Raw genomic sequence first — 13,348 nt, forward strand, 5'->3', positions numbered from 1 at the left:
GCTCCACCGGACCCGCCTCCGGGTCCTCGGCGTGGAAGAGCCGGACGAACTCCTCGGCCTCGGCGGGGTCGACGCCCGCGCGGCCCGCGGGCTGCTCGCGCTCCTGCCCGCCGACCCGTGCGGCCGGGACCGGCGGCGCCACCATCGGGCCGGCCGCGGGAACGACCGCGGGGACGTCGGCCGGCCGGACGGGGACCGGCGTGGCGTCGGGCGGCGCGACCGGAGCGCTCACCCGCGTGACGGCGGCGGTCCCGGCGGCCGCCACGAACGGCCGTCCGTGGCCGCGCGCGCCGACGGGCCAGCCGCCGGCGGAGGCGGGCAGCGCCGGCCCGGTCGGGGGCCCCGAGGGGTCGGCCGGGTGGGGCGCGGGGGCCGGTGGTGGCGTCCGACCCTCCGGGGGCGGCGGGGAGGGGGACGTCCGGTCCCCGGTGCTGACGACCTCGATCGCTGGGCCGCGCGTCATGCCACCTCCGTGTCTCCAGCCGTCCCCGCGCGGCCACCGCCGATCCACTCTGCCGCCCCGTCCCCGGGAACGGATCTCGCTGTTCGGATCAATCTCCCCGGAGGACGTCCGAACCGTGATGGCCTGTTCGGCGCAGGAGCGCGCCCGCGAGCACGGGGCCGGGCGTGATGACCACGAACGGGTCCGTGCCGGCGGGGCCCACCACGGGGCGTCCCGTCCGCGAGCGCACGCGCGTGCCGGCGCACCGAGACGGCTCCACGAGGAGCCACTGTAGAGGGTGGCCCGACCACCCAGCGCAGCCCCGGGCCCGCCCCGGCGGCCTCCGGGATCGTCGCAGCGCACGGGTCGTCCGTCGCCGGTCGATCGCGTCTGGCACGCTGTCCGGTCGACAACGTGTGATGGCCTCGTACACAGCGCGTGACGTCGTCGGGGACGACGCGCCGGCGGGCCCGGGAGGTGCACCGTGACGCGAGCCCCGTGGCCCGGGGGCCAGGAGCCCGACGGCGGCGGTGGGATGCGCGCGCCCGGCCACCCTCCGGCGGGCCTGTCCGCCGACGCCGCCGAGACCGTCGTCCTGCCCGTCGCCGCCGCGATCCCCCCGCAGGCCCCGGGGGGCCGCCCGCCGCCCGCCGTGCCCGAGGTCCCGGCGATCGCGGACATCGCCGCGCCCGGGCGCCCGGACGTCGACGCGGTCGTCGCGCCCGAGGAGCCGGCCACCCCCCGTCGCCCGCGCCCCTCGCGGCACATGCGCGCCCGCGCCGACGAGATGGCGCGACTGCTCTCCCGCGCGGCACCCGCGGAACCCCGCCGGCGCGGGCTGTCGTCGCTGCCCGCCGCGGCCGCCGTGATGGCCGCCGTCGCGGTCGGGGGCGTCGGCATCGCCCTGGGGCTCGACGCCCAGCGCACCAACGCCGAGATGGCGCTGCCGGACATCCCGGACGTGCCCGCCGACCAGACGCCGGTCCCGGAGACGCCCGAGGGCACCGTCGTCACCGTCGACACGAGCGTCGAGGAGGCGCTCGACCCCGACGCCGCGGGGCGGGCCCCCGAGCCCTCCTCGGTGGCCGCCTCCGCGCGGCGCGCCCCGCAGCCCGCGGCCCCGCCGCGCGCCACCACCGCGACCCCGCGCCCGCGCCCGACCTCCACGACGGCGCGGTCCACGACCCCCGACCGCTCGACCACGACCTCCTCGCGGACCCCGCGGTCGACCACGCCGAGCCCGAGCCCCCGCGCCGACACCGGCGCGAGCAGCGGGACCGACGGCGGGACACCCGCCGGGAGCCGGGGCCTCCGGGATCTCGGGAGCGGCTCCGGGAGGCAGGCGACGGCCTCCCCCGGCGACGATCAGGCCACCACCGCCGGATGAGGCCCGTCCGGCGACCCGCCCCGCGGCGGCCCGTCGGGCGCGGAGATCGAACACGGGGAACGGTCGTCGTACGAGGCCGGGTGACGCGTCCGTTCGGCCCCGTCACCCGATGTGGGCGTCGTCGGACTCCGCTCACCGGGCGTGGCCTTACGCTGACCGCACGGACACACGTCGGAGCGGTGGGCCGCTCCACCGGGAGTAGCGTTCGTAGGTCGAAGACAACCGCTAGGGTGGCGCGACGCCGGGGGAGGCCAGTCATCCGGGACGAGGAGTCGACCAGACGTGACCGCAGCGAGGGACGACCGATCCCTGGCCGGTGGACCGCTCGGCCGGTCCCACGCGACCGGCGCCGGCCGTGACGACGCCCACCGCGCCGACGCCCGCTACGGCACCCGGTCCGGGCCCGACGGCGACGAGACGTCCTCGGGACCTCTCCCCCATCCCCTCGACGGCGGTCGACCCACCGGCCCCGACGAGTCCGACAGCTCGGTCTTCGACATCGCCGACGACCACCGAGACGGGCCCTACCGCTCGTACCCGCCGTCCACACCCGGGCACGACCGCACGGGTCCCTACCGCTCCGCGTCCGAGGGGAGCTCGATGACCTACCCGCCCGGGCCGCCCGGTCCGTCGTCCGGTGGGCGGTCTCCCTACCCGGGATCCGCTCCGGCGGCCGCGCCGCCCCCGCCGTTCTCCGGCGGCCGCCACTCGGGCTCGTCCTCGGGATCCGGTCCGTTCGGCCCGATCCCGACCGCGCCCCCGCCGCCGCCCCCGCCGCAGCCCGAGCCCGCGACCACGGCGTCCTGGTCGCCCGACGGCGTCGGTCTGCCCGCCCCGCGCGAGGCGTCGTCGTCGAACGACGTCAACCAGATGGTGTCACTGATCCGCTCCAGCTGGGCCGCCGTCGCGCACCGCTCCGACGAGCTGGGCAGCCTGTTCTACGGGTGGCTCTTCCGGATCGCGCCGGAGACGCGCGAACTGTTCCCGGTGACGATGGAGCTCCAGCGCACGCGGCTGCTGCGCGCGCTCGTGCACGTCGTCCAGATGGTCGACCGCCCCGACGAGCTCTCGATCTTCCTGCGGCAGCTCGGGCGTGACCACCGCAAGTTCGGGGTCATCGGCGAGCACTACGACAAGGTCGGCGAGGCGCTCCTCGGGGCGATCCGCGAGATCGCCGGCCCGAGCGCGTGGACCCGCGAGGTCGAGGACGCCTGGACGGGCGCCTACGACCTGGTCGCGCAGATCATGCGCGACGCGGCCGACGCCGAGCGCGGCCCGGCGGTCTGGATGGGCCGCATCATGGAGCACCGCCGGATCTCCCAGGACCTCGCCGTGGTCCGGGTGCAGACCAGCCAGCCGGTGCCCTACGTCGCCGGCCAGTACGTCAGCGTGGAGACCCCGCAGCGCCCGCGCATGTGGCGCTCGATGTCGCCGGCCAACGCCCCCGGCCCCGACTGCGTGCTCGAGTTCCACGTGCGCACGGTGCCCGGCGGCTGGGTCAGCCGCGCGATCGTGTCGCACGCCCGCGTCGGCGACGTGTGGCGCATCGGCCCGCCCATGGGCCAGATGACGCTCGACCCGCGCTCGCGCTCCGACCTGCTCATGGTCGCCGGCGGCACCGGCCTCGCGCCGGCCCGCTCGATCATCGAGCAGCTGATCGTCGAGGGCACCGACCGCAAGGTCGCCCTGTTCGTCGGCGGCCGCACGTGGAGCGACCTCTACGACATCGAGGCCCTCCGGCGCAGCGCGCAGGAGAACCCCTGGCTGTCGGTCATCCCGGTGGTCGAGGACGACGGCCGTCAGCACGGGGCCGAGACGGGGACGGTCGGCGAGGTCGTCGCCCGCTACGGCGCCTGGGCCGACCGCGAGATCACCGTCAGCGGTTCCCCGGCGATGGTGCGCGCGACGGTGAACGCGCTGCTCGACGCGGGCACCCCGTTCCTCAACATCCACTACGACCCGTACCACACGGACTGACCCGGGTCCCGGAGCACGAAGGACGCCCTCGCTGCCTGCTGAGCAGCGAGGGCGTCCTTCGTCGCGGGGGTTCTAGGCGGTCGCGGCCTGGCGCGGGGTCATCTCCACCGAGAGCTCCGGCGGCTTGGCGAGGGTCTGGAAGACGACGCAGTAGCGCTCGGTGAGCTTGTGCAGCGTCGCGAGGGTCTCGGCGTCGGCGTCGGTGTCGAGGTCGAAGCGCAGGCGGACCTCGCGGAAGCCGACCGGCGCGTCCTTGGCGACGCCCAGGGTGCCGCGGAAGTCGAGGTCGCCCTCGGCGTGCACGTTGCCGCCGCGGATCTCGACGCCCATCGACGTCGACACGGCGCGCAGGGTGACGCCCGCGCAGGCCACGAGCGCCTCGAGGAGCATGTCACCGGAGCACAGCTGGGTGCCGTCACCGCCGGTGGCGGGGTGCAGGCCGGCCTCGACCAGCGCCTGCGAGGTCTGCACGCGGCAGGCGATGCCCGAGCCGTCGACGTCCCCGTCGGCCTTCAGCGTCACGACGGCCGATGCGGGGTCCTCCTTGTACTGCGACTTGAGCGGGCCCTGGCTCTCGGCGAGCTGCGACTTGTCCATGCTCCTGATCCTCCCCCGGACGTGGCGCTGCGTCACCCGGTCGTCACGGGCGTGCGCACCTGCCGGGGTCGGCAGGCGGCCACCGCGGCCGCGCCGACCAGCGAGAACGCGATGAGCACGGGCAGCGCGTCGTTCCAGCCCGCGACGAGTCCGGCCGCTCCCCCGCCCAGCGACGGGCGGGTCGCGACCACCGCGATGACCGTGGTGCCGATCGCCGAGCCCACGTAGCGCGCGGTGTTGTTGGCGCCGCCGCCCATCGCGCCGCGCCCCGGCGGCACGCTCGCCACCGCCTCCCGCCCCAGCGCGCTGTTGACGATGCCGCTCGCAGCGCCCGCCACCGCCAGGCCGGGCACCAGCGAGAGCGGGGCGTCGCCCGGGGCGAGCCCGAGGAGCAGCAGCTGCCCGCCCGCGACGACCAGCAGGCCCCCAGCGAGCAGCAGGCGCCCGGACCAGGCGGAGGGCAGGCGGCGGGCGAGCAGCGCGGTCACCACGCTCGTCCCCGACCACGTGAACAGCAGCAGCGCGCCGACCACCGCGGTGCTGCCCAGACCCCGCTCGACGACGGTGGGCAGGAACGACGTCGAGGCGATGATCCCCATCCCGGTGGCGAGCGCCCCGACCGTCGCCGCGACGAAGGCCGGCGAGGCGAACAGCGCCATGTCGAGCATCGGGGCGGCGCGACGGCGCTCGAGGACGACGAAGACCACGAGCAGCACGACACCGACCGCGAGGAGGGCGAGCACGCCGGGGCGGGTGAACCCCGAGCGGCCCTCGACGAGGCCCGCGAGCAGGGCCGCGAGGCCGGCGGCGAGCACCAGGACGCCGGGCAGGTCGATCGGGCGGGGGACGTCGGCGCGCGACTCGGGCACCGTGCGCCGGGCGACCGCCGCGAGGACGACCGCGCCCGCCGCGGCCGCCCAGTAGGCGCCGGTCCAGCCGACGACGCGGTCGAGGCCGGCCGAGAGGAACGGTCCGGCGGCGATGCCGGCGCCGAGGCTCGCCCCCCAGACGCTGCCCGCCGTGCGCGCCCCGGGCGTCCCGGCCGGGAACGCGTGGCCGAGCAGGCCCTGGCTGCACGCGACGAGCGCCGCCGCCCCGAGGCCCTGCAGCACGCGGGCGACGACGAGCACGAGCGCGTTCGGGGCCAGCGCGCCGAGCACCGAGGACGCGGCCAGGACCAGCGCGCCGAGCACGAGGACCCGGCGGCGGCCGAGGTCGTCGCCCAGCGCGCCGACCGAGAGCAGCGCGACGCCGAGCCCGATGCTCATCGAGCTGAGGATCCAGGCCTGCGCCTCCGGGCCGGCGGCGAGCGCGGTCGCCGTCGACGGCAGCGTCGCCAGCGGCGTCGTGAACACGACCAGCGCGAGGAAGGTGGCGACCCCGGCGACGGCGAGTACGGCGCGGGGGCATTCGACCGGGGTCACGTGCCGGGACGCTAGCAGGTTCGGTTCGGTGATTGAACCGAACTGCTAGGCTGGTCACCGTGCCGCTGGGGCAGAACTACGACCGCCAGGACTGCGCGCTCGCCCGCGCGCTTGAGGTGGTCGGGGAGCGCTGGACCCTGCTCGTGCTGCGCGACTGCTTCTTCGGCGTGCGCCGCTTCGCCGACCTGCGCGCCCACCTCGACATCCCGCGCGCGGTGCTGTCGGAGCGGCTGGCGATGCTCGTCGACGCCGGTGTCCTCGAGCGGCGGAACTACGCCCCGGGTCGCGACGAGTACGTCCTCACCGACACGGGGCTCGACCTGTGGCCCGCCGTGTTCTCGCTGGCCCGCTTCGGCGACCGTCACCTCGTGGGGCCGGGCGGCGGGCGGCGCCGGTTCCGGCACGCCGACTGCCCCGCCGGCGGCGCCGACCTCGCCGCGGGTGCCGTCTGCCCGGCGTGCGGGACGCTCCCGGCGCCGTCGTCGCTGGAGACGCGGCTGCTGGACGGCACCGGGCAGACGCCGCGCGACGACGCCGTCAGCCTCTCCCTGCGCCGTCCCCACCGTCTCCTGACGCCGCTGCCCTGACCGGCCCCATGTGAGCGGAATTCCCGGCTATGGCCGGGAATTCCGCTCACGTGTCACCAGGCGCCCACCGGCCGGCGGATGGCGACGTTGGCGTGGTTGAACAGGTTGGTCAGGGCGATCTGTGCGACGAGACCGGCCAGCGCGGTCTCGTCGAAGTGGCGGGCGGCCTCGGCCCAGACCTCGTCGGACACGGGGTCCGGGCGGTCGGCGATCCGCGTCGCCGCCTCCGCCAGCGCGAGCGCGGCCCGCTCGGCGTCGGTGAAGCCCGGGGCCTCGCGCCACACGACGAGCATGGCCAGGCGGTCCTCGCTCTCGCCGTTCTTGCGCATCGTCTTCGTGCCCGAGTCCACGCAGAACGCGCAGCCGTTGATCTGGCTGACGCGCAGGTGCACGAGCTCGCGCAGGCCGTCCGGCACGCCCGCGGCCTGGATGGTGCCGATCATCGAGCCGACGGCCTCGCCGAAACCGGGCAGCGCGCGGGTGAAGTGCTCGAGTCGTCCGGTCATGACACTCTCCTCGTCCCTGGTCACATCCGCCGGTGCCTGGCGGTCATCAGGGAGACGCCCCCGAACGCAGGGATGTGACCGATGGACGAGAACGAGCTCGCCGAGACCTTCGAGACCCACCGCCCGCACCTGCGCGCGGTGACGCTGCGCCTGCTGGGCAGCCCCGCCGAGGCCGACGACGCCGTGCAGGAGACGTGGCTGCGCCTGGCGCGCACCGACACCTCCGACGTCGAGAACCTGCGCGCCTGGCTGACCACGGTCGCCGGGCGGGTGGCGCTGTCGATGCTGCGGCGCCGGGGCACGCGTGCCGAGGCCCCGATCGACGACGCCGCGGACGCCGCCGACCCCGAACCGAACCCCGAGGCCCGCGCGGCCCAGGCGGACGCGCTCGGCGCCGCGCTGCTCGTCGTGCTCGAACGGCTCGATCCGGCCGAGCGCCTGGCGTTCGTGCTGCACGACATGTTCGCGGTGCCGTTCGACGAGATCGCGACGGTCGTCGAGCGCAGCCCCGCCGCGGCCCGCCAGCTCGCGAGCCGGGCGCGCCGGCGCGTGCGCGGCGGGTCGGCCGAGGCGGAGGCCGACCCCGCCCGGCGCCGCGAGGTCGTCGAGGCCTTCCTCACCGCCGCGCGCGAGGGCGACTTCGCCGGGCTGCTCAGCGTCCTCGACCCCGACGTGGAGCTGCGCGCCGACCGCGTCGCCGTCGCCGCCGCGGAGGCCTACCGCGACCGCGGCGCCCCCGACGTCGCCGCGTCGATGCACGGTGCCGAGGCCGTGGCGCGCGTGTTCAGCGGGCGCGCCCGCGCCGCCCAGCCGGCGCTGCTCGACGGCCTGCTCGGCGCCGTGTACGCGCCGGGCGGGCGGGTGTTCTCGGCGTTCGACATCGTCGTCGTGGACGGGCGGATCGCGGCGATCGAGATGATCGCCGACCCCGACGTGCTCGCCGGCCTGGAGGTCGAGCTGGGGTGAACCGGCGTGTCGCGCCGGTGAGGATGTGGCGATCCTGGCGTGAGACGCCAGCGATGCCGCATCGCTCGCACCGGGACGTGCCGATCTCCTAGATAAGGCCCATCTTCGAGGCGGCGTAGACGGCCTCGGCGCGGCGGGTGACGTCGAGCTTGCGCATGAGGTTGCCGACGTGGAACTTCACCGTCGTCTCGGAGATGAACAGCTCGCGGCCGATGGTGCGGTTGGACATGCCGCGGGCGAGCAGGCGCAGGACGTCGAGCTCGCGGCCGGTCAGCGGGTCGCCGTGGGGCTGCTGGCCGTTGAGCGAGCGCACCACGGCGGCCGCGGAGCGCGAGTCGAACGCCGACTCCCCGCGGGAGACCGCGCGGATCGCCGAGGTCAGCTCGGTGGTGTCGACGTCCTTGACCACGTAGCCGCGCGCGCCGGCGTGGACGGCCTCGACCACCAGGCGGTCGTCGAGGAAGGTCGTCAGCACGAGCACGCCGACCCCGGGGTGTGCCTGGGTGAGCTGGCGGCACAGCTGCAGGCCCTCGGAATCGGAGCTGGTCGAGAGCTTGAGGTCGAGCAGCACGATGGTCGGGCGCTGGTGGGCGACGACCGCGAGCGCCTCGGCGGCGCTGGACGCCTCGCCGACGATGGCGAACTGCGGCTCGCGCTCGAGCACCGAGCGCAGGCCCTGCCGGACGATGGCGTGGTCGTCGACCAGGACGATGCGCACCTCCCCGCGCTTGGCGGTGGTGCGGGCGGGCACGCGGATCTCGGTCATGACCGGCTCCCGGCTTCCTCGGGGTTGTGTGAGGTGGTCTCGGCGGGCGCCACCGGCCCCGGGCAGGCACCGGCGGCACCCAGCGGCACCCCGACCTCGACCCGGATTCCGCCCTGCGGCGCGCGGCGGATGCGCAGGCTGCCGCCGATCTCGCGGGCCCGCTCGGCCATGTTGACCAGGCCGCGGTGGGAGCCGTTGAGGTCGCCGGCCGCGGCGACGCGCAACGAGCGGCGGACGTGCTCGGGGTCGCCGGTGCCGTCGTCGGACACCGAGAGCACCAGGCGGTCCTTGCGGTAGGCGAGGCGGACGACGGCCACGCTCGCCTCGGCGTGCACCGCGGCGTTGAACAGGGCCTCGCCGGCCACCCGGAACAGCGAGCGCTCGGCGGCCGACGACAGCGCGACCGGCCGGCCCTCGATGCGCACCTCGACGCGCAGGTCCGAGGGCATGTGGACCGTCGAGAGCTCCTCGAGCATGGCGGGCAGGCTCTGCGGGCCGCGGTCGCCGGAGTGGTTCAGCGCGTAGATCGCGCTGCGCAGCTGCTCGACGGCCCGCCGGGTCAGCGCCTTGGCGGTCTCGAGGCGCTCGCGCTGGCGCTCGTCGCGGATCTCCGAGCGCACCACCTCGATCTGCATGCCGGCCGAGAGCGCGTACTGCGTGACCGAGTCGTGCAGCTCGCGCGCGATGCGGTGGCGCTCGGAGTCGAGCACCTCGCGCTGGCGGGCGACGGTCAGCGCGTCACGGGTGCGCTGGAGCTGCTCGTTGCGCGCGGCGAGGTCCTCGGCGTGACGGCTGGTCTCGCCGTAGAGGCGCATCGTGCGCTGGTGCAGCGCCGAGTTCTGCAGCGCCGCCGCCGTCTGGCCGGCGAGGACGCGCAGCACCGACGCGTCGGTGGCGTCGATGGCCCGGTCGGCGCCGGTCCAGGCCACGATCTCGCCGACGACGTCGCCGTCGAGGTGCACCGGGACGTGCAGGTGGTGGGGGTCGTGCTCGACGTCCGTGCCCCTGTCGGCACGCTCCGCCGATGCGGCGCCGCCGTCCTCGTGGCGGTGGCCCCGGCCCGAGCGCACCGCCTGGAGGTGGGTGACGACCCACGGCGGCAGCTCGGGGTCGGCGGCGTCGATCTCGTCGCCGGCCGGGCCCAGCACCAGGTGGCGCGGCGCGGCCTCGGGCAGGGCGCCGTCGGCGAGCGCGAACACCACCCAGTGGGCGGTGAGGTGGTCGGCCGCGGCCTCGGCCACCGAGCGCACGAGCGTGCCCGGCCCCTCGGTGGTGCGCACCAGCGCGCGGGAGATCCGGTCGAGGGCGTGGATGACCCGCCGCAGCCGCTCGGCCGAGGCCAGGTACTCGATGTAGAAGGACGGCTTGCCCGACCGGATGCCGGTGAGCTGGTCCAGATCGTGGTGGTCGACGGACACGGCTCTACCCGGTCCGGCTCCGCGGCGCGACGCGTCCCATCTACAGCGCCGCCCGGAACAGCGTCTCGATGTCGGACTGGTCGGCCTCGCGCGGGTTGGTCGACAGGCAGGCGTCGGCGAGGGTCATCGTCGACAGCAGCGGCACGTCGTCCTCCGTCACGCCGATCTCGCCGAGCCCCGTGGGCACGCCGAGCTCGTCGGCGATGCGGCGCACCTCCGCGGCCGCCCACTCGGCGGCCTCGGCCGCACCCGCGGTCGAGTCGGGCGCGACCCGGCCGGGCAGGCCGAGGGCCTGGGCGATCGGCACGAACCGGTGCGGGTCGGGCTCGGCGTTGAAGCGGATGACGTGCGGCAGCAGCACCCCGTTGATGACGCCGTGCGGCAGGTCGAGCAGCCCGCCCACCTGATGGCTCATCGCGTGGGCGGCGCCGAGGATCGCGTTGGTGAACGCCAGCCCGGCCTCGAGGGCCGCCTGCGCCATGCAGGTGCGCGCGGCCTCCTCGGCCGGGTGGTCCATCGTGCGCTCGAGGTGCTCGCCGACCAGCGCGATCGCCTGCAGCGCGTGGTGGTCGGTGAGCGGGTTGTGGGCGCGCGAGACGTAGGCCTCGATGCCGTGGGTGAGCGCGTCGAGACCCGTGGCGGCGTTCAGCCAGTCGGGCATCGTGGTGAGCAGGTGCGGGTCGACGATCGACATGTCCGGGACCAGCGCGCGACCCAGGATCGTGATCTTCGTGTTGCGCGCGGTGTCGGTGACGATGCAGAACTGCGAGACGTCCGCGCCCGTGCCCGACGTCGACGGCACCATGACCATCGGCGGAATGGGCAGCGCCATCCGGTCGACGCCCTCGTAGTCGGTGATGAGCCCACCGTTGCCCGCCAGCAGGGCGATGCCCTTCGCCGCGTCGATCACCGAGCCGCCCCCGAGCGCGACGATGACGTCGCAGCCCTGCTCGCGGTAGACGACGTGGCCCGCCGCGATCTCGTGGTCCTTGGGGTTGGGCGTCACGCCCTCCCACACCGTGGGGCGCAGGCCGGCCTCCGCGAGGTGGGCGCACAGCTGCGTCGGCCACCCGGCGGCGCACAGTCCGGGGTCGGTGACGAGCATGGGGCGGCGCGCCCCGAGGCGCACCGCGGCGTGGGCCGCCTCGGACAGGGAGCCGGGGCCGAAGAGGATCTCCGGGACGTGGAACTTCGCGAGGCGGGGGGTCCCCGTGCGCGACCGCGTGCTCGCCCGCTCGGCCGGGCTCCGCGGCGGGGCGACGGCCCCGCCCACCGGCTCCTCCGAGCGCCGATGGGCGATGACCGACCCCCCGGCACGGGTCACGCTGTCGGCGAGGACCACGCTGCCCCCTCTCTGCCGACCGGCCGAATGGCCGATCCGCACGACGATGTAGCCCACGTTACAGAGGGACAGCGGGCGACGGCAGGGTGACGGACGGGTTCGGTCGCGTCCGATCGGAGCACGTCGCAACCCAGGTCACACGATCACGCGGCCCGGGCCGCGGCGGGGCGATCGACGAGGAAGGCCTCCTCGGCCCACCAGCTCCGGAAGGCCGCGAGACCCACGCCCTCGACCAGGCGGCGGGTCTGGCTGTCCTGCGCCAGCATCGCCTCGATCTTGCGGTCCAGCCGGGCGCCCTCGAGCCGCAGGTGCAGGCCGGGGTCGACGACCTCCTCGGCGGGGTCGTCCATGAACACGCCGAACCGCGCGTTGACCGCCGCGAAACGGCGGGTGAAGCCGGGCGCGAGGACGGCCCGCAGCAGTTCCACCTCCGGCGCGACGGTGTTGCGCGCGCGGGTGGCCCAGCGCCCGACCGCCCGGTGGTCCGCGTGGCCGGTCACGCCGTCCGGGCCGAAGGTCACGATCGTGTCCGGCCGGACGTCCTCGATGACCGTCGCGACCGCTCGCGCGGCCAGCGGCTCGGCGGCCTCGTGGCACGTCCCGTCGCCGTGGCCGAGGAAGCGGTGCTCGTCGACGCCGAGCACGGCGAGCGCGGACTCGAGCTCGCGCTCGCGCAGGCGCCCGAGGCGTTCGGGCGGCCAGGTGCCCGGGTCGTCGGTGCCCCGCTCGCCGCGGGTCGCGGTGACGAGGACGACCCGGTCGCCGCGCTCGTGCGCCGCGAGGATCAGGCCGGAGGACAGGAAGGTCTCGTCGTCGGGGTGGGCCCAGACCCCGAGCAGGGTGCCGGTCACGACAGGACCTCCACGACGATCGCGACCGCCACGGCGGCCAGGACGGGCAGGGCGGGGTTGCGGAAGCGCCAGGCCACGAGGCCGGCGACCGCGAGGGCGGCGACGAAGCCCGGGTGGGCCGGGCCCGGCGCCTGCGGGCCGACGTGGGCCACGACGGCCACGGCGACCAGGCCGGCGAGCGCGGCCGGGGCGAGGTGGGGCAGGCCGCGGCGCAGGACGGCGGGCAGCCGGTGCGCGGGGACGAGGGTGATCAGCACGATCCGCAGGCCGTACGTCGCGGCGGCCGAGACGAGGAGGGTCATGACGCGCTCCGGTCGGTGAGGGTCGCCGCGACCACGCCGGCGGCGATGCCGCACAGCAGGCCGAGCCCGGCGGGCAGGGACGAGGTGAGGGCGGCGGTGACGGCCGCGGCCGCGGCGCCGGCCCGGGCGGGGCGGGCGCGCAGCTGCGGGACGAGCATCGCCAGGAACATCGCGGGTGCGGCGACGTCGAGGGCCGACGAGGCCGGCAGCACGGGGGCGAGCAGGGCGCCCACCGCGGTGAGCGCGGTCCAGGCCACCCCGAGTCCCACGCCGGCGGTCGTCCAGTAGCGGCGGAACGCCACGGGGTCGTCGAGGTCGACACCGGGGAGCTCGCGCCGCCGGGTGACCATGGCGTAGGTCGGGTCGACGACGAAGTGGGGGGCGAGCCAGCGGAACCAGCGCGGCTGCCCGCGGAACCCCGGCTCGAGCGCCGCCGCGTAGAGCAGGAAGCGCGCGTTGACCAGACCGACCGCGGCGAGCACGGCACCGAGGCCGGCGCCGCCGGCCATCAGCGTGAGCGCGGTGAGCTGCCCGCTGCCGCCGTAGAGCAGCGGGGCGCTGAGGATCCCGGTGGCGGCCCCGACGCCCGAGCGGACGGCGGTGACGCCGATGAGCAGCGCGAAGGGCGTGAGCCCGAGGACGACCGGCGCCAGGTCGCGCACGGCCGTCCGGACCTCGCCTCCCCAGAAGATGTGACCGAGGACGTGACGCACGGTGATGGACATGGGAGGACCGTGCCGCCCGGAGCCGGTCACCTACATCGGTGCCGCCTCCCCATGTTGC

Annotated in this window: 13 protein-coding genes and 1 pseudogene; 4 read left to right on the forward strand and 10 right to left on the reverse strand. The window is 76.0% G+C overall.

Features of this window, described 5'->3' with window-relative positions; genetic code table 11:
- A pseudogene (locus PHK61_RS28180) lies at window positions 1-463 on the reverse strand (hypothetical protein); the annotation flags it as partial.
- A 463-nt stretch (window positions 464-926) separates the two neighbouring features.
- Here PHK61_RS28180 and PHK61_RS28185 point away from each other — a divergent pair.
- Complete coding sequence (locus PHK61_RS28185; RefSeq protein ID WP_274284352.1) at window positions 927-1,829, forward strand: hypothetical protein; 903 nt, start codon at window positions 927-929, stop codon at window positions 1,827-1,829.
- A gap of 870 nt (window positions 1,830-2,699) precedes the next feature.
- Window positions 2,700-3,806: an FAD-binding oxidoreductase gene (locus PHK61_RS28190; protein ID WP_274284395.1), complete on the forward strand. Its 1,107-nt coding sequence runs from the start codon at window positions 2,700-2,702 to the stop codon at window positions 3,804-3,806.
- A 72-nt stretch (window positions 3,807-3,878) separates the two neighbouring features.
- On the opposite strand, the gene PHK61_RS28195 is transcribed toward PHK61_RS28190, so the two are convergent.
- Together PHK61_RS28195 and PHK61_RS28200 are read right to left on the reverse strand one after the other, a co-directional pair.
- On the reverse strand, window positions 3,879-4,403 hold the full coding sequence (locus tag PHK61_RS28195) for an OsmC family protein (RefSeq protein WP_274284353.1): 525 nt from the start codon (window positions 4,401-4,403) through the stop codon (window positions 3,879-3,881).
- Between the two features lie 32 nt (window positions 4,404-4,435).
- Window positions 4,436-5,827 (reverse strand): MFS transporter, encoded by a 1,392-nt coding sequence (locus PHK61_RS28200; protein ID WP_274284354.1) that lies wholly within the window; start codon window positions 5,825-5,827, stop codon window positions 4,436-4,438.
- 59 nt (window positions 5,828-5,886) lie between these two features.
- Here PHK61_RS28200 and PHK61_RS28205 point away from each other — a divergent pair, with 59 nt between their 5' ends.
- The gene (locus PHK61_RS28205; protein ID WP_274284355.1) at window positions 5,887-6,414 is read left to right on the forward strand and encodes a winged helix-turn-helix transcriptional regulator; all 528 of its coding nucleotides are present in this window, start codon (window positions 5,887-5,889) and stop codon (window positions 6,412-6,414) included.
- A gap of 53 nt (window positions 6,415-6,467) precedes the next feature.
- On the opposite strand, the gene PHK61_RS28210 is transcribed toward PHK61_RS28205, so the two are convergent.
- Window positions 6,468-6,920, reverse strand: a complete 453-nt coding sequence (locus PHK61_RS28210) for a carboxymuconolactone decarboxylase family protein (RefSeq protein ID WP_274284356.1) — start codon at window positions 6,918-6,920, stop codon at window positions 6,468-6,470.
- A gap of 81 nt (window positions 6,921-7,001) precedes the next feature.
- Here PHK61_RS28210 and PHK61_RS28215 point away from each other — a divergent pair, with 81 nt between their 5' ends.
- A complete protein-coding gene (locus PHK61_RS28215) occupies window positions 7,002-7,886 on the forward strand; it encodes a sigma-70 family RNA polymerase sigma factor (protein WP_274284357.1) in 885 nt (294 codons plus the stop codon).
- An 88-nt stretch (window positions 7,887-7,974) separates the two neighbouring features.
- Here the strand turns inward: PHK61_RS28215 and PHK61_RS28220 are convergent, their stop codons facing one another.
- From PHK61_RS28220 to PHK61_RS28245, 6 genes are all read right to left on the reverse strand, one after another.
- Complete coding sequence (locus PHK61_RS28220) at window positions 7,975-8,652, reverse strand: MadR family response regulator transcription factor (protein ID WP_133825781.1); 678 nt, start codon at window positions 8,650-8,652, stop codon at window positions 7,975-7,977.
- Complete coding sequence (locus PHK61_RS28225; protein WP_274284358.1) at window positions 8,649-10,070, reverse strand: MadS family sensor histidine kinase; 1,422 nt, start codon at window positions 10,068-10,070, stop codon at window positions 8,649-8,651. The genes PHK61_RS28220 and PHK61_RS28225 overlap by 4 nt, the downstream gene beginning before the upstream one ends.
- A gap of 40 nt (window positions 10,071-10,110) precedes the next feature.
- Entirely contained in the window at window positions 10,111-11,412 is a 1,302-nt protein-coding gene (locus tag PHK61_RS28230) for an iron-containing alcohol dehydrogenase (RefSeq protein ID WP_274284359.1), read from the reverse strand.
- 143 nt (window positions 11,413-11,555) lie between these two features.
- A complete protein-coding gene (locus PHK61_RS28235; RefSeq protein ID WP_274284360.1) occupies window positions 11,556-12,263 on the reverse strand; it encodes a PIG-L deacetylase family protein in 708 nt (235 codons plus the stop codon).
- Window positions 12,260-12,565 carry an AzlD domain-containing protein gene (locus PHK61_RS28240; RefSeq protein WP_274284361.1) on the reverse strand — a complete coding sequence of 102 codons (306 nt, stop codon included), beginning with the start codon at window positions 12,563-12,565 and terminating at the stop codon, window positions 12,260-12,262. Before PHK61_RS28240 ends, PHK61_RS28235 begins: the two co-directional genes overlap by 4 nt.
- Window positions 12,562-13,290: an AzlC family ABC transporter permease gene (locus PHK61_RS28245; RefSeq protein WP_274284362.1), complete on the reverse strand. Its 729-nt coding sequence runs from the start codon at window positions 13,288-13,290 to the stop codon at window positions 12,562-12,564. The genes PHK61_RS28240 and PHK61_RS28245 overlap by 4 nt, the downstream gene beginning before the upstream one ends.
- Window positions 13,291-13,348: the final 58 nt, after the last annotated feature.

This window comes from Actinomycetospora lutea (assembly GCF_028737205.1).
Classification (GTDB): Bacteria; Actinomycetota; Actinomycetes; order Mycobacteriales; family Pseudonocardiaceae; genus Actinomycetospora; species Actinomycetospora lutea.